This window comes from Kovacikia sp. CALU 1929 (genome assembly GCF_056784235.1).
Map to the genome: position 1 here is coordinate 127688 of NZ_JBXBCF010000060.1, position 18506 is coordinate 146193.

Below are 18506 nucleotides of genomic sequence, written 5' to 3' on the forward strand. Positions count from 1 at the left end.
TCCTAATCTTCGTGTTCTTCAAAGGGGTCGTCCAACTCCTTTGCTGGGGGACCAAATGCCGTATAAATGGCATATCCAGTCAGTGCCACCAATGCGACCCCAATGGAAATATTAAGAGCTATTGCAGGTTCCATAGTCGTGATAAATATGAGTACGTGACCCCATATAATGTAACGTTAAATAACAAACTCTGTCGAGACAATCATAGGTGACTCATGGCAATACGGACACGGTTGGGAGACGTTCTGAGACCCTTAAATTCTGAATACGGTAAAGTTGTTCCCGGTTGGGGCACCACGACCCTGATGGGAATCTTTATGGGGCTGTTTCTGGTATTCCTGCTGATTATCCTGCAAATCTATAACTCCTCCATCGTGCTGAATGACTTCACTGTGGGCTGGTAAGCTCTGGCAGGCGATTTCATATCAGTGCGTTGGTCTTGAATTCGACTTGGATTCAGAATTTCCCCGGCTCGTCCGGGGCTTTTTGTCTGGTCTTTTTTGTCTAGTCTTATACTGGGATTGGACGATTGCAGGAGGCAACACCGTGAATATTTTCGGAATTGGTCTGCCAGAAATGGCGGTTATTTTGGTTTTGGCTCTGCTAATTTTTGGTCCCAAAAAGCTGCCAGAGATTGGTCGCAGTCTAGGAAAAGCGCTTCGCGGGTTCCAGGAAGCTTCTAAGGAGTTTGAGGCAGAGTTTAAGCGGGAAGCAGAGCAGCTAGAGAAAGTGGTCAAAGAACCGATGAAGGCTACTTTGGAAGAACCGGAACAGCCCGTATTGTCCCCGTCATCCAATGAGGCTGAAATCTCCCAGGAGAAGGGTTCAAATTCTGCTGAAACGGTTGCCTCTTCTTCTGAAGAAGTAAAGGCTGCTAGCTAGTTGACCATATCTACTCCGAGCTTACCGGCGATCGTGATCCCAGCGGAAAACTGCATTTTGAAGCAGCCGGAGCCGGTTTGCATCTGGGTTACGCTGTTTCTCGTAATCTATCAAGCGCTCTACCAGGTGTTTATCGCCTCTGGCTCTTTCCAATAGTTGCTGGTATAGCTGTTTTTCCAGATGGCGATCGCTGCTTGAGACTTTGCGACTGGCGAAACCAGCGATAACAGCAATCAGGATGAACAAGGGAATGATGTATAAGCTCCAGATGAACCCCTGGGTAGCGAGAAAGGCAGTCAGCACGACGGCAGCAATCAGTCCCACCCCCCACTTTTGCCACTTTCTCGACATTGACCCATCGCCCCCTGAGTCACCCTTGTACGGGAGCAAGTGGGTGTATTTTGCCGCTTCTGACCAGCCGGTTTCTTCGTCGGAACCGCATTCGGGGCAGGCACGGGCTTTAATTGGTACCTCCACCCCACAGTTGGGACAGATAAAATACTCTGACATTCTGCACTATCCTTGGACTGACATTTCCTTGTCTGAACCAATTCAACTATAATTCCACTTTTGGTCAGTGCTCTTGTAACTACATCTTGTGTAAGGGGTTTGCGGTTCAACCTGAAAAATATAGGGGTAGTCCGTGCCTTGCCTCGCTCTACGTAATCAAGCTATCTATGCCAGTGACCAGTGATGAAGTTAAACCTGCTCTTGTGTTTCCTCAGTTGATTGTTGGATTGGGAAACCCCGGCGCAAAGTACGATCGCACCCGTCACAATATTGGGTTTGAAGCGATCGATGCTCTGGCACGCACCTGGCAAATTGGACTAGCTGAAAATCGCAAGTTTCAGGGAATCTTCGGTGAAGGATTGGGATCCGGTAGGGCAAAGGTGCGCCTACTGAAACCAACCACCTACATGAACAACTCTGGGCAGGCAATTCGGGCAGTTACAGACTGGTATAAACTGCCGTCAGGGTCAGTCCTGGTCATCTATGACGAAATGGATTTGCCTGTTGGCAAACTGCGTCTGCGGCTATCCGGTTCGGCAGGGGGGCATAACGGGATGAAGTCGGCGATCGCCCACCTCGGAACTCAAACCTTTCCCCGACTTCGGATTGGAATTGGCAGTGCCAAGGAAACGCATCCTGATAAAGATGCGGTTTCCCATGTTCTGGGACGTTTTTCTGAGAGCGAGGCTCAAGTCATGGCAGAAGTACTCCGACTGGTCGTGGGAGCTGTGGAGTATAGCTTGAAGCATGGTATAGAAAAAGCCATGAACTTGTATAACAACCGAAATGCTGCGGAGACTAAACAATAAATTAATTTTATGGCTCTGCAAAGTGTGTATTTTATCGGTTGCCTGTATTCCTTACGTGGCTTAGATTTTGAGGGATCAGTATGTCTACGAACCGTTTTATAAAGTAAATGATTAATTGGCTATGGCAAACAATTTAAGGGCAATGTTATCCCCAAACCCATCCCCCAATGCCGCTCTAATTTTGGATCATAAACAGGTCAGAACCTGTCATGTTGTTCTGCCAGATGTGTCCAAACCTGTAGGGGCGATCGCCTATAACAACCAGTTCTACAGCTACGTAAAGTTCTATCCCACGCTAGAATCTGCACAACGAGCTTCAGAACGAATGGCAAAACTCGGTAACAGAGTCGTCTTGACGACTATCCCTAAGGGTTTGGTATTGTGGGTGTTTGAGCCTGATGCTCAACTTGCACACTAGAGACAGCAGCCATCAGACACGATTGTGGGATCCCATCGATTGCCTCAGACTACTGCCTATGTCCGCATCACCCGTCAGTCCTGGCAACAGGGAAAGATTGCCGGTGAGGTTCGCGCTAACCAGTTTGAGTGGCAGTTTGAATGGTGTTTCAGCCAGGGTCAGTTGTCGGTAGAGCCTTCCCTGGGGCGAGCACTGATTAAAGAACCCCTTGGACGTTTTTTAGAGCAAAGCGACTATCAACTGGAACCGGGGGGTGACTACTCTTTTACCATTCGGGGTGAGGTTTAGTGATGGTATAGCAATTCTCGCTTTGTAAGGTCTGTTTTTGGTCATTGGTCATTGATTACTCACAAAGGACTAATGACTAATGACTCATAACAATCAGCATGAGAACCGCTGTAGGTGCCACATGTAAAATGTCGGAGATGTCAAGGTTTTGAGGATCTATAGCCAGTTGCCAACCAGAATAAACGGTGCCCAGTAGAAGGGGGTTTTATATTGGGCATGGTCAGGGTTTTCTAATAGATCGCGTTGGGCGATTTGCAGCGCTTTTGCCTTTGTCAGGTTGCTTGTTTTAGCCGTTGCCAATTCGGTGTAAAACCGATCCATCATGATCGAAGTTGATTGATCATTCACAAGCCATAGAGTTCCTAAAGCACTGCGGGCACCCGCACGAACCGCTACGCCGGTGAGACCCAATGCTATCCGATCATTTCCTTGGGCTGTTTCGCAGGCACTCAAAACCAGTAATTCGATCGATGTGCCACCAGAAAGATCTCGGCTGCGAAGAATGGTACTCAACTCGTCTACATAAATGTCCCCATCGTCAGCAACGATGTAGGTTTCCTCTTTGCGATCGCCAAAAACTCCATGAGTGGCGATATGAACCACGTTAAAGGGATTCTCGACAACCTTGGTTTTCAAGGATTGACGGGTAAATTCTGCCTCAAATAGAATCTGTGCCTGCACCCTATCCTGAATCGCTTTTAGTTCGGCTGCAACAGCATCTAACCTACCAAAATTTCTCTGACTTGTTTGAGGGAATGCGTCATTCGATGGGTAACTGGCGAAGTCCTGTTTGCCAGCCGCCAGCACGTTGAGGCGAGTTTGAGCCAGGAACTTAGGGTCAAATAGCTGGAGACCGGGGCTGATGGCGATCGCGTATTCTTGAATCAGGTACTTTTGCTGTTGAGCATCAAACAGGGCTGCCATAGGGACATTACGGAATCCTCCATCAGGCACAAATACCAGGGTATCGACGTTGCTTTGCTCCAGGTCAGTACGGAAGGGGGCAATCAACCATTCGTAGACTGTCTGGGCTGACTGTTGCAACCCCAAATTGTCTTGAGCAATCAGACGTTCTCGAAATTTCTTGAGGGTGGCTTCCACATCCTGATGGTCAAATGCCTGGTAACGCAGATCCTTCTGACCTGGAATTTTGGCGATGACACCTAATCGCTGCTGCGACACAATGATGGGGTAAATGACCGCCGTGGTAGGGTTATCCCGGTCAACCACCTGATCGAGGGCAATATTTTTTCCCTGAATACAGGCTTCCCGCAGGAAGTTATCCAGTTCTGCCAGTTGCAAATCCTCAACTACTTTGCGAACTTCATTCAGATCTTGACTATTGGGGGTTTCTCCAGGAGCCGGTAGCAACACCTCAATGGTTTCTCGATAAATCGGCTCAACGCTGTTACGGAAGTCGTATTGCACATCCTGGTTAACGGCAACCAAGTCTCCCCGTAACGACTGCAACGTGCGAGCAGCCACCCGGTAAGCCGCCCGTGCGCCACGAATGCTGCCCTGCTCTTTGAGTGCCTTTCCCAGCAACCGCTGTGCCTTATAAATGATTTCAGGGGAATTGCTTTGTTGTGCCAGTCGCAGCGATCGCTGGCACAGGGTTTCAATGTCTGCCCACAGCCTGGGTTCTGAAGGTTTTCCCGGCTGTGCCTGCTGTCCATACAGTTCTGCCAGGGCGACCAGGGCGTAAGCCTCTGCCCGTTTGTTTTTTAAGCCCTGGGCATCCGCGATCGCTTGCTTGAGGATGTCAGCCGCCCCTTGCAAAGAAGTGCGGGTAACGGTCTGAAGCTTCAGGTAGGTGCTTTCAGGCAGAAAGGGAGGGGGAGGGGGAGGCAGCGGTTTGGACAGCTTGGCGCTGCTGGAAGCCACTGCAACAGGTTGTGTGGATTGCGCTGCCTGAGCCGCTTTGATTGCGTCCCTCAGCCTTCGTAAACGGGAATCAGATTCCCTGGTTTCAAGGGCAACTGATTTGAACTTAAGTAAGTTTTGAGCAAAGTTGAGACGGGCATCAATGCTTGCCCGTGTCGAGGGCAGCTCATTTAACTGGGCAGGAATTTGGGTCAGCAATGATAGTAAATCCTCCGTGAGTTGAGCAATTTCTGCTTTCCACCAGTTGAGCGTTGTAAGTTTTTGGATTTTTCCCTCTGTTTCAATGCTAATCCGGCTGGGTTGAAGAGTCAGAGTTGAGTCACTCAGAAATTCTCTCAACAGCGGCAGGGGCAGATCTGCCAGGTCTGTGAGGGCGACGGATTCATCACTGAGTGCCTCTGAAAAGGCGCGGTTGAACTGGGGTAGGGCGGTAATTAGGAGGCTAATTTCGTTCAGCTTTGCTTGAATGGTTGTGAGAGAGTCTGTTCCGGTTGACTGCTGAAAACTTTCGCGGGCTTGAGTGAGCTGATTCAGAACATTTTTGAGGAGTTGTTTAGACTCTTCTCCATAGTCGATTTCCAATCGCTGAGACAATAGTTGGTTCACTTCAATTCGGTTAACCAGTCCCAGGTGAAAGCGGGCGCTGCTGATATCCTTGATGGAGTTGAGCCGTTGAGCCACTTCCAGGCTTTTGTTCAAATTTTCACGGGCTTCCTTGAGTTCGCCCACAGCATAGTGGGCATCCCCCAACGATCGCAAAATCTGCGCCTTTTCCACTGAATCTGGCTCGTCTTGTACGCTCTGTTTCAGATCTTTGAGAATTTTCAAGGCTGCCTGGTAGTGACCCAATGACTTCAATGCCTGTGCCTGGTTAGTGCGACTGCGAAGTTCATTGAGGCGATCGCCGGTGCGGGCATACTCGGTAGCTGCCTGTTTCCAGGTTTCTACCGCCTGCTCAAACTCTCCAGCTTCGTATTGCAGTCTGCCCTGGTCGAGGGGGGAGGGCGTTGGGCGTTGGGCGTTGGGCGTTGAGAGTTGAGAGTTGAGAGTTGAGAGTTGGGAGGGGGAAGGGGTTTTGGCGAGGAGGGGGGGAGTGGTGAGGCAGAGGAGGAGAGTGGCGATCGCCAGGATGGGGTAAAGGTGGCGACGAAGCAGGCGGGCAGCGGATTGAAACACGGATGAAACGGATAAGTTTTTCACCACACTTGTGGTTCTGTTGGATGGGTTATCCAGTCGGTTGCCGAAGCTTGTTTGCCGCCTCATAATGCGTCCCTTTTCCTTTTTACAAAAACCATCTCTCTAACCCAATTTTGAATTTTAGATTTCCTTCATCCTTTATCCTTCATCTTTCATCCTTCAAAAAAAGCTATAGATTAACGAAAAATACAATCCCTTTTCTTGCAAGGTTTTCTTCTCACCGCCTATTGGAATCAGGCGGTGTCCCCAGTCGAAGCGGGCATTGAGGCGATCGCTGATTTGAAATCGTAAGCCCAAACCAAGGGAGGCGAGGGTGTTGGGGTCGGGTTCCGAGTCGTTGGATCGGTTCCAGGCGGTACCGAAGTCAAAGAAGGGGGCAACTTGCAATAGTCCGTTAATGCTGGGGATGCGCCAGACGGGAATGCGAACTTCGGCAGAGGCTAAGATGCCGTTGTCAGACAGGATGGCATCTTGACGGTAACCCCGGACGGTGAAGGGTCCACCCAAGCCGAACTGTTCAATTGGAATCAGCGGACGGTCTGCCAGTTGCACGTCGCCCCGCAGGAGTAACAGCGTATCGGGAGCGAGTGCCTGCGCTAATTGAGCCTGTCCCCTCCAGGCGAAGAACTGACCATCGGGGGCACTCTCGTTGTCGGTGTAGCCCAGGATAGGAAGCCCAAAACTGAACTGCGATCGCAAAGCTAATACAGACCGTTCACTCCGTTTTGTCCAATCCTGAAAGAAGCGCAGGACATTGGCAATGGTACGTCCCTCAAAATCAGAACCGGGTACAGGGAAGGGGATTTCGCCGTCAATGATGGTGGCTTTGCTCTCTTCCCGCGTCAGGGTTAGACCGAGCGCAAATTCGCGGGTGGGGGTCTCGAGAATGGGCTGACGAAAGCTCAATTCGTAGTAGCGGAAGTTGGAGCGGATATCCAGAATGTCAAAGGGTTCCTCAATAATTTTGCTGGCAGCGATGCCAAAGTTGAAACTCAGAGTCCCGTTGCCGGGATTGAGGGGAAAGGTGTAGCTCAGGTCTCCAGCATTGCTGCCGTTGGTATTAGTAAATGCCAACAGCAGTTGGTCGCCAATACCTGTGAGGTTGATTGTGGTTGCCTGAAGTTGCCGCCGAAAACTACCGACGCTGGGCGATCGCCCGTTGTCCAGTAGCAAGGAGGCATTCAACGTCTTCCCCTCCACCACCTCCACATCCAGAATGCTCTGTCCCAGGCGAGTCCCGGCTGCCAGTTCTGCCCGGATATCCTGAACCAGGGGATTAATTTGCAACAGTTGCAATGCCTCCAGCAGTTTTTGTCGGTTCAGGGGCTTCTGGGTTGCAAGCGCCAGGCGGCTACGAATGTAATTGGGATGCAGCCGGTGCCGGGTTCCTTCTTTAAACCGAATCCGGATATCCTCCGGTACGACTCCCCCTTCTACCACCTGAATCGGCACAATTCCGTTTTGAATGGTGATATCAGCAGGCAGATATGCCCCAGTGGTAATGTATCCCCGGCTGACATAGAGTTGGGTAATTGCCTCCGCTGCCTGGAGCAGTTCAGCAAAGGTGACTTCCCTGCCGATCAAGTCTTTTGTGACTTCGTCAATTTCTGCTTGACTGAAGACCTGGCTACCTTGCAGAACAAACCGCTCAACCCTGACTGTCGCTGGAATGCCAGGAGTTTCAGGGGACGGCTGCACGGGAGTTGGCAGGCGTAGATCCTCCAGGGGCGGCGGTGGCAGTGGCTCTGGATCGAGTTCGGGTAGGGGTTGGATGGAGGGTGGCTGAATAATTCGGGGTGGCTCAACCGCAGGACGGGCAGGATTCAAACCGGGCTGTTGAGACTGCAACACCTGGGCATTGGCGGGGCGGCTTGTCAGACTACCGTAAAGGATGAATAGCCCCAGGACAACCTGGGCACGGTGCAGGGAGAACGGCTTGGGGGACATGACGGACATTGGGGTTAGAGCGGAGCGGGGAGGGGGCGGGAGGGGAGAGTTGAGAGTTGAAAGTTGAGAATCCCGTCAAGGTGAGAAGTGAGGGAATGGAGTTAGAGAGGGTTGCAGGCACCGGGAATGGACCACAGGAAAGAAGGGACGGCAGGATTGGTGGAGTCGGTGGCATGGGCAACCAGGCGCACGTTGCCGTTAGCATCCCGTACCCAGCCACGGGCGGGATTAATGGAGAGCGATTCGGTGCTGACAGTACTAGTGGGGGCAACCGTGGTTGGGGACTGATCTCCAGAGGTAGCGATCGTGTTTGGACTCAAAACTTCAGTGGGATCAGCGGGTAACCCACCCCGGCCGGTCACGACAAATTGGCTGGTTTCCTGCCGAATTCGCGGGTCACAGCCTTCAGAGACTCTGGGCGCTTCATACCTTTCTGGAAGAGGGTCTACCCGGAAGGAGGGGAAGATGTTGACAGCACTAACAACGACATCACCAGACACGCCAAAGATTGACTCGGCTGTGATGTCATTTGTAATGGGTGAATCTAGTCTTCGAGCGATGTCTTGCAGACGAAAAGCATTAACTCGGATAAACCCACCATCGGCACGAATGCCTACAGAGTAAATGTTATTGTCGCGAGCTGTTTTGCCCGCCAGCAGTAAAATGCGATCGTCAAATCGATAGGCAATTCCTGTAGAGGATGTGAACTCTTCCTGAGGATTACCACTACCGATCGCAATATTGCCTGCCCGTTCTCCAAAGGCAGTCGAGCCTTGAAGGGTAGACGTGGTGATGTTCCCATTACGACCTAAAATGATTGCTCCTGGCACATCTAAAAAGATGTTGCCACCCTTACCATCCAAACTGCTAGCAGTAATAAATGATCGGTTATCGACCCAGATACCGAGAGCAGATATCAAAATGTTACCTGCTTCCCCAGAACCAAAGTTGTTAGCGTCTACCTTGGCACCATTGCGGATGTGGAGCGATCGCGTTTCAATCAAAACATCGCCACCGTCTCCATTGACCCCAGACTGAATGCTGGTAAAAATGGCGCTGGGAAGTCCTTGAGCGTTTCTACCAATTACCCGTACAGTTTCAGGTGCAAAAATCCTCACTATGCCTGCATTTCCCTGTCCAGCGGGTCCGTCGTCGTTGGGTCCCCGCACCAATGTTTGAATTTGTCCACCATTCAGGACAAACAGTGAGCGGGCGGAAACTGAAACAATGCCTGCATCCCCAATACCACCGTTTTCTACATTGCTAAAGATTCGGCTATCGTCGAGGGTGATAGTTTCTGGAGCTTGAACAATAACGGCACCCGCATCGCCCTGCCGTCTTGTGCTGCTTGCTATTTCGGAACTACCTGTAATATTAATCGAACCTGCTGACCGCACAGAAACACCACCCGCATCAATATCAGAACCGATGCCGCCTTCAACTGAGTCGTTGTTGGTATTGACTGTCGAGCGTTGGATGCTAATCAATCTGGGTGAAAAGCTGGGGTAATTAGGATTAAAGTTATCAGACTGCCCCAACAACACCCGACCCTGGTTTCCCCGACTAAAAATATTGCTGTTTGTGATTGAAAGGTCATCTCTGCTAGAGATAACAATATCCCCTGAAAAACCTGTTCCAAAGTTGGTAGTGCTAATTTGTGGATTTCCATCCAACGAGACTGAACCTTCCCTGGCAATGATTTCAATCCGACTGAAGGTATCGGTGTCATTGTTATTGCTGGTGCTAGTCAGCCTGCTCCCTGTAATCTCAACCTGGTTACGGGCAAAGAGACTAACTCTACCTTGATTAGTGTTTCCGGAGTTTTCACTATTTAGTGTGGAGTTGCTGATTTGAATGGTCGCTGGCAGAGGCGTAGTTTGCAGATTATTCAATTCAGACTCAGCGTTGACACCAATCAAAATTCGCCCAAAACTGCCACGACTAAAAATACTGCTGCCGTTGGTAATTTCAACCCGTTCTTGAGCATCGATAAAAATATCTCCAGCCAACCCTGTACCAAAATTGGTTGTGCTGGCAGTTGATTGGTTTAAAGAAACCGAACTTTCCCTGGACGTGAGGCGAATCGTACTAAAGCCTGAACCATCGCTGTTGCTCCTGGCATCTAGAATGCCATTGTTGATTGCGATTTGCTGCCCAGCAGCAATGTGTATATCTCCCGCGAGACCCACAAAAAACCGATTAGTATCAATAGTTGCATTATTAATTTCAACATTTCCCGTTAAGGCATTGAGTGTAATGTTTCCCTGGTTAGTGGAAAGGTTGCTGTTGACAAAGATGTTGTTTCCAGCCGTCGCGGTGAAATCAAAACCGGGGGTAGTAATGGTGATGGGAGCGCTAAAGGTGATGTTATTGCTGGCTTGCAGGGCAACGGGATTGGGAGATTGATTGATCAGGTCGGCGTTGATCCGGGTAACGCTGGTGTTAATGACTTTGGGATCAGTGCTACCGGGAATGGCTAACAGGTCATCCAGACTGCCGGGGTCTCCGCCAAAGGAAACAATCTCAATATTGGTTGGGTCAAGCAGCAGGGTGCCTGGTCTGCCGTTGGGGGCGCTGGCATCTACCCAGCCATTGAAGATCAGGTTTTCTTTTCCAGAGACTTCGACAAATCCACCATCGCCTACGGTTCCTCCCCTGGCAGTGATGATGCCATAGAAGCGTGTAATCCCGTCTGCCCAAACAATGACATTACCGCCATTCTGGAGAGATGATGCGTCCAGACCGGGACCAATCCCGTCAGCGTTAATGATTACGTTGGGAGCAATGGTCGTTTCCTGGGCATTGGGTAGGGGGCCATTACCCTGAAAGCTGCCACCGATAAAAACATTACCTCCATTGCTGCCAGAGACATTAATGCGGGCATCGTCTAGTAGGGCAATGCGATCGCCCAAGACCTGCACTGTTCCTCCTGGAGTAGACAGGGAACCGGTGATCGTAACTGCCTGACCTGCCAGAGAGAGGGTTTGTCCGGCACCGACTGCCAGATGCCCTGCACTGGAGATATCTCCCTGGTAATTTGTGCCATACTGCAACCCCGGACGCAGGCTGACCGTGAGCATGGGGGGTGCCTCCGGGTTGGTAGCGCTGAAGGCAAGCCCATTGCCAAATTCCAACCTATCGGCAGTACTGGCGACAAAGGAACCGGCAACATCGAGGCGGGCATTGGCTCCAAATAGAATGCCCCTGGGATTGAGCAAAAACAAGTTCGCAGTGCCATCCACGCCCAGGGTTCCTAAAATGCTGGAGGGGTTCCGCCCCGTGACCCGACCGAGAATACTTTCCACGCCTGCTGGATTGGCAAAATATACCCGTTGCCCGTTGCCCACGTTGAAATCTGAAAAACTTTGGAACAGGTTGACTCCCCGCCTTGCCCCGCCTTCAATCAAAACCCCTGGCAGTCCGCGAACGTTGGTGCTGGGGGTTACAACTGACTGCTCCGCTCCCAGGGTGCTGTCGGGAATGATCTGAGCAAAGGCGCGATCGCCCCCTTTGACCAAGCTCTCAATCAGTAAGGACACAGTTACACCAGCTACACCCAGCGAAATGCACCACCCCATCCAGCGATGAGCCGTCTTCCAGCTTTGAGACATTTCAGTTTTCCATTGGCTTGTGTTGCAGCGCCGAGCCAGCAACCGTATCACGCAACAGGACGACACAAGGGAATTGGGTATGCCGATTACCCACCAATTACGGGAGATTACGGAATGCCCACTAGATGCTTATCATTTCTCAGGAGAGTAAGTCAATAACCCAAACCAGTGACTCGCGGGTTTTAATGCCTTTACAAAAAGGTAATACCTTCCGACAGAGACTTAGGGTGAGGTCAAACCGATGGGATTCCATACGAATGCAATGTAAATCGTGTCAATCGTTCAAGCTGGGATCAGTAGAATGAGAGTACTATTTATGCTCTAGCGCTGAACCAAACTTATACCGGGAAGCATGTTGTTTAATACATTGCCACTTAGAGCGATCGCCTTTCAGTTTATGTTTTTGCTGATAGCGATCGCCATTGAAGGGTATGTTTTATATCGCCTGTTAAGTATTAAGCATAAGGATAGTATGCAATACTCTGCTACGGTCAATCTACTGTCTACTTTTGTGGGCTGGCTAGTCTTCTTTGCGGCTCAACGCTTTATTCCGGCAAATATAAAGCTACAAATTATCAGCTATATCTTTTTTGAACGCTTCCACACCAATTTTTGGCAAACAGGAATAGCTCCAAACTTAGTCCTGACCATGCTGGCTCTATTTGTAGGGACATTTCTAATCGAGCTAAAGGGCTTAGAACTTTTGGAATACACGTTGGGAAAAGTTAAGAAAGAGCCGAAAGTTGAGGTCGAAAAAGTTAAGAGATTCCGTGGTAGGAGCAATCAGGTTGTTGGAATTAAAGCGAATGACAACGCCTATGCTCTCTTAGTCGCCAATGCTGCTAGCTTTAGTACGATTCTTCTGATTTTGCTGGCTCGTTATCTTGACCAAAATCGGTTTTCACTTCTATAAATTTAGCTTTTAAGTTTATTTCCTAAGATGGGCACTACCTTGAACCCAATCCTTTTATCCCAGCTAATTCCTGGATTAGCCATTTCCCCAGTATTTCTCTGGCTCCTGGCGCTGATACCCATTGGATTGATTCTGGTTCTGGCAATTACTTCAATCTTTGCATTGGATATTGCCAAAAGTATTGTTTCATCCATTCAAAACACCTTTAAACAAATTGTTAATATACTAACCCCTCCTAAAGACAAATGGGATTCGTGGCAAGTATTAATCTGGATCAGTGTTTTTTCCTGGGTCTTTTCAATGCTGCCCCGTAACCAGATTATTCATACTTTTATTGCAACCGTGGGCTGGCTATTTCTAATACCAGGTGTCCACTGGTTTATGCATGAAGAGAAGCTAAAAGCTGCACCCGATATCGAGATCAATGTCAAGAAAGGATTGACCCTCAACAACTTCTACTTTGCGCCCTGGATTACTGGAGCGCTGTTCTGCATTTTCCTATTCGGAAGCTTATTGAATACACCTATTTCCGTTGCTCTGGTATTTTGGCCCCCCATTTCGGCAACCATTGCCTCGCTGCCTAAATTTATTAAACTCGGACCCAAATACACCCTTCCTGAAAAGCCAGAAGATCGCCAGCAAATTATTCTATTAATGCTGAGTAATCTGCTGCTCAGTTGTTGGATTGGTCTTTACTTTTCAACCCAGGATTGGCTGGAACAATATCCCAGCATTTTGTCCGGAGATCTGAGCAGAAGTGCATTCGTTTTAGACCTCAACCCTAGAGATAAACCGGCTCCACGGGGAACCATTCTTCTAGATCGGGCTGGTGAAACCGTTGAGGGTCAACTGGCAGGGCGTCCCTGGTCAGAGGTCGAGCGATGGTTATTTGAACTGAATCAACGCAAACAAGAGTTTGTGGATGATGTATTCAGGCTAATGAACGACCTGGAGGAGAACCAACTGTGGCAACTAGAGGCACGCCCCGTGCCTGGCATGGAGTATGCGTTACAGCTATTTGCCATCTGGACAGGACCGACTACTGATGGAGCGGGGTATTACATGACCAAGACCTGCTTGATTAACAGAACCCCTGGTACACGGGTGGCACCGGGTGAAAGCACAACCCCACCCGCCGTATCCGGGATAGCCGAGGTGGCGTGTGGCGGGGTCAGGGGTCCTTTCGCTGGAAAGCCTGACTATTCGCGGATAGAAGTCACGCCGGATGCCCTGCCTCTCCAGGAAACTCCATCCGAAGCGGTATCAGGCACAGAAGCGATGCCGCAACCAGAAACCGCTCCCCTCCCTTAGAAGAAACCGGGAAATGTTTAATGGGGAGAAACGGTATAGGGGTGAGTGGGTGGAATATGATGGGTCTGGCGAATTTTGAGGGTGGCTGCATGAACCTGGGGAGAACTCTGGTTATTACTACAAATGTGTTCCGCGAAGTAATCCGCGATCGCGTCCTCTACCTGGTGGGGTTGTTCGCTATCTTCTTAGGTGCCTGTGTTCGGCTATTGCCAGAGGTTGCGGCTGCCACTCAGGACAAAATCATCCTGGACATAGGCTTGGCAGCGATGAGCCTGTTGGGTCTGGTGATCGCCGTGTTTGTTGGCACAGGACTGGTCAACAAAGAAATCGAAAAACGCACAGTGCTGGTGCTGATTACCAAACCTATCAGCCGTACCGAGTTTATTGTCGGTAAGCACTTGGGACTGTCGGCGGTGCTAGCCGTGTTAGTGGCAGCGATGACGGCAATTTACTTTGGGATTTTGTCCCTCAGTCAGGTGCCCTATCCCGCAGCTAGCATTCTAGTGTCTTCGTTTTATCTATTTCTTCAGCTATCTCTGATTACAGCCGTCGCGATCACTTTTGGGGTTTTTACCAGTTCACTCCTGGCAACCCTGCTGACCTTTGCGGTATACCTGATGGGTAACTTTACCCGTGATCTGGTCACGCTGGGCACCCTCAGCAAAAACCCGGCGATTGAAAACCTGACCAGAAGCCTATACCTGGTGCTACCCGATCTGGCACGACTTGATCTCAAAAATCAGGCAGTTTATGGGCAAATTCCTGGGATTGATATGCTGCTGATCAATGCAGGCTATGGCTTACTTTACATTGTGCTGCTGCTGGCGATCGCAACCCTGATCTTCTCCCTGCGCGAATTTTAAGGTTATTAGATTCCCTAATCTTCCAGAAGAATTGTAAAAGCCAAAATTCTATAGTGAATTGAATTAAATAATTAGAATGAGTTAGCGATGGCGTAACCCATGCAGGTGTTGGGTTTCCTGCCTCAACCCAACCGACACAGGTCTTACATTTAAGTTAGTCTCACCTACTTATCTATCCCATGACAAGCGATCGTGAATCACAAGCCAAGCAATCAGCCGATGGGCGATCCCTTCTACAAAATTTACAAATTCTAACCGCAGTTCTTGTCTCCTTGTTCGGGATCTTTACCGGCTGGCAATCTTACCAAGCTGCTGCAAGTGCCCAATATACTTCTAACCGATTGCAGGAAATCGATCAGGAAACTAAACGAGTGCAGGAATTTGCAAAACGAATTCAAGAGCAGTTACCAAATCTAACAGACACCAGCCCTGCTAAAGCCAAAATTGCCCTGGCTAGCTTATATTCCTTAGCAAAGCAAGAATCGGACAAATCGATTCTTTTTACAGTGGCTATTGTGAGTGACAATGAGGCTTTGCGTCAAACCATTGCTGACCTGATTTTGGGTGATGCCTCTGCCTCCCCTGAATTCAAAAAAGATATTGAAGCCAAGCTACAAAAGCGCCTTACGGCTCAATCGAGAGAAGCTGCTACTCAGGATCAAACGGATAAAACGAACCGTACTGAGACAGAAGTCAAACTTTTGCAACAACTTACTTCAGAACGCCCCTCCCTTAGCGGTTGGGTTTACTTGGGTAAAGTACCGAGAGGTACAAATACCCTGGCTGATGACGACAAAACCATTAAAGCAACTACCCTTCCAGGGATTGGCACTAATATCGAAGCCAATACTTCAATTAACTTAAGAGATATGGGTGGGCGGCGAGGCAATATCATCGGAGTAATTGCTAGAAACTCAAAGCTAACGGTTCAGGAACTGAAGAGACTTCCCATCAATTCTAACTTTGAGGCGGTATGGGCAAGAGTCGCCCGTTAGTTAGGGACGCGGACTGAATCTCTTGGAGGTTAGCCCTAACCTAAAATTCATTCTCCAAACCAGCAACACCTATTAAAAAGCGCCATAGGTTTTGAGGAGTTTCTTGACCGTTCGCAGGTGTTCGCGGGCGATCGCCGCCGAACTGGAATTTGTTCCCGGTTCTACGATGATGTCACCAATGGTCTCCAATGCCCGTTCATTGATCGAATCAATCAACATCTCTGGCATTGTCAAATTTTCTTCCGCAATTTTTTTAATCAAACCTGCTGGGTTGGATTGCTCCACAATTGCCCGCAACACCTGAATTTCATACTCCGGCAGTTGATCAATCAACTCATCCCAGCCATCAGATTCGACAGCCGACTGTTCAGCTTTCGCTGGTGCAGGGGTTGCTGCAATAGTTTGAGCCTTCACCGGCTCTGGCTGACTGGCACTAACCGTTACAACGGGACGTGGATTCAAATGTTTTGATGCGTTACCATTGCTGGCATCTTTTTTAGGATTTGATGCGTTACCATTGCTGGCATCTTTTTTAGGCGTCGGGTGAGATTTTCCGTTTTTCTCGGCTGGAGAGCGAGCAAGCAGATCCCGCTGTTCCTGTAATGACTGAAGCTGAACCGTTAAAGTGGCTAACTGATGTTCCAAATCATCCTTTTGTTGGCGGCGATCGCTGACCTGAATCTCTAATCTACGCAGTTCATCTTGCAGCGTACCAACCTGGTTTTGGAGCTGCTTCACAGCGATTTGCAAAGGATGGGACCCCTGATCCAGTTCTTTGCGTCTTGCCTCCGAATCAGAAAGATGCTGATTCAGTTCATTCTGGCAGCGCTTCAAGTCATTCACATCTTTCTCTAAAGTTGCAGACTCAGCTTCCAACTGCTGCTTCTGTCGTTTCAAATCAATCAACTCTTGAACTAACGTGTCTCGTGTATGGCGATGACTCGAAACCTGACCCTGCAACTTGTCTAGCTCTCCCCGTAGGGATTTTAAGCTGGCTTCAATTTTGCGTTTTGCTGCCGTTGCTTCAGCCAGAACCTGGTTCAACTGGGCATTTGGGGCAGGAGATTTAGCCGTCGCAGATTCAGCTTTCGGCTCAGCTTTTGGTAAGGATTGAATTTCAGTTGGGAGTTCATATGGCTTCACGTCAATGGTTGGATCCGAATCCATTGGCATTGACAGATCCCAACTAATGGGCTTCTTAGGAACCGTAGAGGGCGTAGGAGCAGGCGGTAAGCGTAGCATGACCGGAGGAGGCTGCTCAGAGCTAGACTCAATCGCCAACTGCTCCCGCTCCGCTGCCAACTCTGCGTATGCTTGATAGGTTTCTGCATGACGCTTTTTCAGAACCCGGATATGGTTCTTAAGCGCGACGATTCGGGCTTCCAGTTTGGGGTGGGAGCGGCGATCGACCATCATTGAGGCAATGACAGCCGCAGGCAAAGTTGTTAGCCCGGTAGCCAGGGCTTTGTTCACATTCCGGTCTGATGCCCAGCTAATGCTAAAACTGATGCCAAAAGCAACGAACCCCAGGAGAAACTGATTTCTTAGCATGGTGAATCGTGAATGTGGGAAGCTTCCCACATTCCATCAAAATGCTCCCAGAGGAAACACTCTGCTGGAATGTCCCTCCATAGTACGCGCTCTCCAAAAGAATGGCTCAAGCTCTTCACCTGAGCGGAGGATTTGAGGGTTTTGCTCCAGATAATTTTGCTTCAGATAATAACTGGGATGGGCGACTTTGCTGAAATGCCTGCAAGAACTGCCCACTCTTCGGGAAGCAAGCTACATCCCAGCCCTCTCTCAGCAGGAAAGGGGACAGGAAATGTCTGACAGCCCTTCTCCTTGGAGGAAAGAGTGGAGATGAGGGCGAATTAGTTGCAGATCCCGTTATTAGAGGCTTTTCAAATTTGCCTGATTTGGAGCTGACAGTTGAAATTGTGTGTCCTCATATCTCTTCTGAAGTTTTCTTTTACCGATAGTTTGTAAATTGCAGCGCAACTGGCAGATCTTCCTGTTTTAGCCGCTGAATCACTGCCTGTAAATCATCCTTGGATTTGGCAGTGACCCGCACCGCATCTCCTTGAATCGATGCCTGGATTTTCTTAAACTCGTCCCGGATGATCTTGGTAATCTGCTTACCCAGTTCCTGACTGATTCCTTTTTTGAGCTTAATTTCCTGCCGCACCCGGTTGCCACTGGCAGATTCTACCTTGCCATAATCAAAAATTTTCATGGATAGATTTCGTTTGGCAGCCTTAGTTTGCAAAATAGTATGAACTGCCTGCAAGGTAAACTCGCTGTCTGTACTAACAGTGATTAGCTCGTCTCCTAATTCCAGCGTTGTGTTGGTGTCTTTAAGATCGTAGCGAGCCTGGATTTCGCGCTTTGCCTGATCCAGAGCATTGACCAGTTCTTGCCGGTCAAAATCACTGACGATGTCGAAGGAGAAAGTATCAGCCATAGGTGAGAACTCTAAACGTGCAGGGAAGAGAGGGTAGGTACTAAGGGGCAAGGGTCATGAATGCTTCTCAAACCCAGATCCTTTGACCCAATACTTAAGGCTAAAACGCTTGCTGGGAATAGTCCAGTGTTATTTGCCTAAACCCTACCAGCAAAAGCATACAGAACTTTGTACCGGAGTTTAGTAGCAATTTCTTGAACTTGACCGGAATCGAGATCGCTTTTTCAGGAAACTTTTTATACTATTCTCCAGTCAGTATCACACTGAACCACTATGCACTGAAAGTGCATAGGTTCCTAAAGGGCTGAAAGCCCAAGTTAATCTACTCAAGTAGGAAGTTATCGCGCTCCTGATTCGATGGACTCCGATGATGCTCTAAATACTCCTCACTAACTGCTCAGTCAGATTCCCGGTACT

Annotated in this window: 16 protein-coding genes; 9 read left to right on the plus strand and 7 right to left on the minus strand. The window is 49.3% G+C overall.

Annotated elements, in window-relative coordinates:
• Window positions 1-2 precede the first annotated feature (2 nt).
• Window positions 3-134: a photosystem II reaction center protein PsbN gene (gene psbN / locus AC1S52_RS09405; protein WP_482028732.1), complete on the minus strand. Its 132-nt coding sequence runs from the start codon at window positions 132-134 to the stop codon at window positions 3-5.
• 81 nt (window positions 135-215) lie between these two features.
• Between psbN and psbH the strand changes: the two genes are divergently transcribed.
• Complete coding sequence (psbH, locus tag AC1S52_RS09410; RefSeq protein ID WP_482028733.1) at window positions 216-404, plus strand: photosystem II reaction center phosphoprotein PsbH; 189 nt, start codon at window positions 216-218, stop codon at window positions 402-404.
• 142 nt (window positions 405-546) lie between these two features.
• A complete protein-coding gene (locus AC1S52_RS09415; RefSeq protein WP_482028734.1) occupies window positions 547-882 on the plus strand; it encodes a TatA/E family twin arginine-targeting protein translocase in 336 nt (111 codons plus the stop codon).
• A 21-nt stretch (window positions 883-903) separates the two neighbouring features.
• Here the strand turns inward: AC1S52_RS09415 and AC1S52_RS09420 are convergent, their stop codons facing one another.
• Entirely contained in the window at window positions 904-1392 is a 489-nt protein-coding gene (locus tag AC1S52_RS09420) for a hypothetical protein (protein WP_482028735.1), read from the minus strand.
• Window positions 1393-1559: 167 nt separating this feature from the next.
• Between AC1S52_RS09420 and pth the strand changes: the two genes are divergently transcribed.
• The 3 genes from pth (at window position 1560) to AC1S52_RS09435 (ending at window position 2907) form a co-directional block, all read left to right on the plus strand.
• A complete protein-coding gene (gene pth, locus AC1S52_RS09425) occupies window positions 1560-2201 on the plus strand; it encodes an aminoacyl-tRNA hydrolase (RefSeq protein WP_482028736.1) in 642 nt (213 codons plus the stop codon).
• A gap of 121 nt (window positions 2202-2322) precedes the next feature.
• A complete protein-coding gene (locus tag AC1S52_RS09430) occupies window positions 2323-2619 on the plus strand; it encodes a hypothetical protein (protein WP_482028737.1) in 297 nt (98 codons plus the stop codon).
• Window positions 2620-2658: 39 nt separating this feature from the next.
• Window positions 2659-2907 carry a DUF3146 family protein gene (locus tag AC1S52_RS09435; RefSeq protein WP_482028738.1) on the plus strand — a complete coding sequence of 83 codons (249 nt, stop codon included), beginning with the start codon at window positions 2659-2661 and terminating at the stop codon, window positions 2905-2907.
• Between the two features lie 156 nt (window positions 2908-3063).
• On the opposite strand, the gene AC1S52_RS09440 is transcribed toward AC1S52_RS09435, so the two are convergent.
• From AC1S52_RS09440 to AC1S52_RS09450, 3 genes are all read right to left on the minus strand, one after another.
• Entirely contained in the window at window positions 3064-6054 is a 2991-nt protein-coding gene (locus tag AC1S52_RS09440; protein WP_482028739.1) for a CHAT domain-containing protein, read from the minus strand.
• Window positions 6055-6147: 93 nt separating this feature from the next.
• Window positions 6148-7944, minus strand: a complete 1797-nt coding sequence (locus tag AC1S52_RS09445) for a ShlB/FhaC/HecB family hemolysin secretion/activation protein (RefSeq protein ID WP_482028740.1) — start codon at window positions 7942-7944, stop codon at window positions 6148-6150.
• 92 nt (window positions 7945-8036) lie between these two features.
• Window positions 8037-11546 carry a two-partner secretion domain-containing protein gene (locus AC1S52_RS09450; RefSeq protein WP_482028741.1) on the minus strand — a complete coding sequence of 1170 codons (3510 nt, stop codon included), beginning with the start codon at window positions 11544-11546 and terminating at the stop codon, window positions 8037-8039.
• Window positions 11547-11898: 352 nt separating this feature from the next.
• Between AC1S52_RS09450 and fraC the strand changes: the two genes are divergently transcribed.
• From fraC to AC1S52_RS09470, 4 genes are all read left to right on the plus strand, one after another.
• Window positions 11899-12459: a filament integrity protein FraC gene (gene fraC / locus AC1S52_RS09455; RefSeq protein ID WP_482028742.1), complete on the plus strand. Its 561-nt coding sequence runs from the start codon at window positions 11899-11901 to the stop codon at window positions 12457-12459.
• A 27-nt stretch (window positions 12460-12486) separates the two neighbouring features.
• Window positions 12487-13770: a DUF5357 family protein gene (locus AC1S52_RS09460; RefSeq protein WP_482028743.1), complete on the plus strand. Its 1284-nt coding sequence runs from the start codon at window positions 12487-12489 to the stop codon at window positions 13768-13770.
• Window positions 13771-13859: 89 nt separating this feature from the next.
• Window positions 13860-14633 (plus strand): ABC transporter permease, encoded by a 774-nt coding sequence (locus AC1S52_RS09465; protein WP_482028744.1) that lies wholly within the window; start codon window positions 13860-13862, stop codon window positions 14631-14633.
• A 179-nt stretch (window positions 14634-14812) separates the two neighbouring features.
• Window positions 14813-15628: a chalcone isomerase family protein gene (locus AC1S52_RS09470; protein ID WP_482028745.1), complete on the plus strand. Its 816-nt coding sequence runs from the start codon at window positions 14813-14815 to the stop codon at window positions 15626-15628.
• Window positions 15629-15700: 72 nt separating this feature from the next.
• Here AC1S52_RS09470 and AC1S52_RS09475 read toward each other — a convergent pair whose 3' ends face one another.
• Together AC1S52_RS09475 and AC1S52_RS09480 are read right to left on the minus strand one after the other, a co-directional pair.
• The gene (locus tag AC1S52_RS09475) at window positions 15701-17179 is read right to left on the minus strand and encodes a tellurite resistance TerB C-terminal domain-containing protein (protein ID WP_482028746.1); all 1479 of its coding nucleotides are present in this window, start codon (window positions 17177-17179) and stop codon (window positions 15701-15703) included.
• Window positions 17180-17597: 418 nt separating this feature from the next.
• On the minus strand, window positions 17598-18089 hold the full coding sequence (locus AC1S52_RS09480) for a YajQ family cyclic di-GMP-binding protein (protein WP_482028747.1): 492 nt from the start codon (window positions 18087-18089) through the stop codon (window positions 17598-17600).
• Window positions 18090-18506: the final 417 nt, after the last annotated feature.

Bases quoted from the DNA above. Each gene is read 5' to 3' on its own strand.
- AC1S52_RS09420 (WP_482028735.1), bottom strand. From the start codon at position 1,392: ATGTCAGAGTATTTTATCTGTCCCAACTGTGGGGTGGAGGTACCAATT.
- AC1S52_RS09465 (WP_482028744.1), top strand. From the start codon at position 13,860: ATGAACCTGGGGAGAACTCTGGTTATTACTACAAATGTGTTCCGCGAA.
- AC1S52_RS09445 (WP_482028740.1), bottom strand. From the start codon at position 7,944: ATGTCCGTCATGTCCCCCAAGCCGTTCTCCCTGCACCGTGCCCAGGTT.
- AC1S52_RS09460 (WP_482028743.1), top strand. From the start codon at position 12,487: ATGGGCACTACCTTGAACCCAATCCTTTTATCCCAGCTAATTCCTGGA.
- psbH (WP_482028733.1), top strand. From the start codon at position 216: ATGGCAATACGGACACGGTTGGGAGACGTTCTGAGACCCTTAAATTCT.
- AC1S52_RS09450 (WP_482028741.1), bottom strand. From the start codon at position 11,546: ATGTCTCAAAGCTGGAAGACGGCTCATCGCTGGATGGGGTGGTGCATT.
- pth (WP_482028736.1), top strand. From the start codon at position 1,560: ATGCCAGTGACCAGTGATGAAGTTAAACCTGCTCTTGTGTTTCCTCAG.
- fraC (WP_482028742.1), top strand. From the start codon at position 11,899: ATGTTGTTTAATACATTGCCACTTAGAGCGATCGCCTTTCAGTTTATG.
- AC1S52_RS09440 (WP_482028739.1), bottom strand. From the start codon at position 6,054: ATGAGGCGGCAAACAAGCTTCGGCAACCGACTGGATAACCCATCCAAC.
- AC1S52_RS09470 (WP_482028745.1), top strand. From the start codon at position 14,813: ATGACAAGCGATCGTGAATCACAAGCCAAGCAATCAGCCGATGGGCGA.
- AC1S52_RS09480 (WP_482028747.1), bottom strand. From the start codon at position 18,089: ATGGCTGATACTTTCTCCTTCGACATCGTCAGTGATTTTGACCGGCAA.
- AC1S52_RS09475 (WP_482028746.1), bottom strand. From the start codon at position 17,179: ATGCTAAGAAATCAGTTTCTCCTGGGGTTCGTTGCTTTTGGCATCAGT.
- psbN (WP_482028732.1), bottom strand. From the start codon at position 134: ATGGAACCTGCAATAGCTCTTAATATTTCCATTGGGGTCGCATTGGTG.
- AC1S52_RS09430 (WP_482028737.1), top strand. From the start codon at position 2,323: ATGGCAAACAATTTAAGGGCAATGTTATCCCCAAACCCATCCCCCAAT.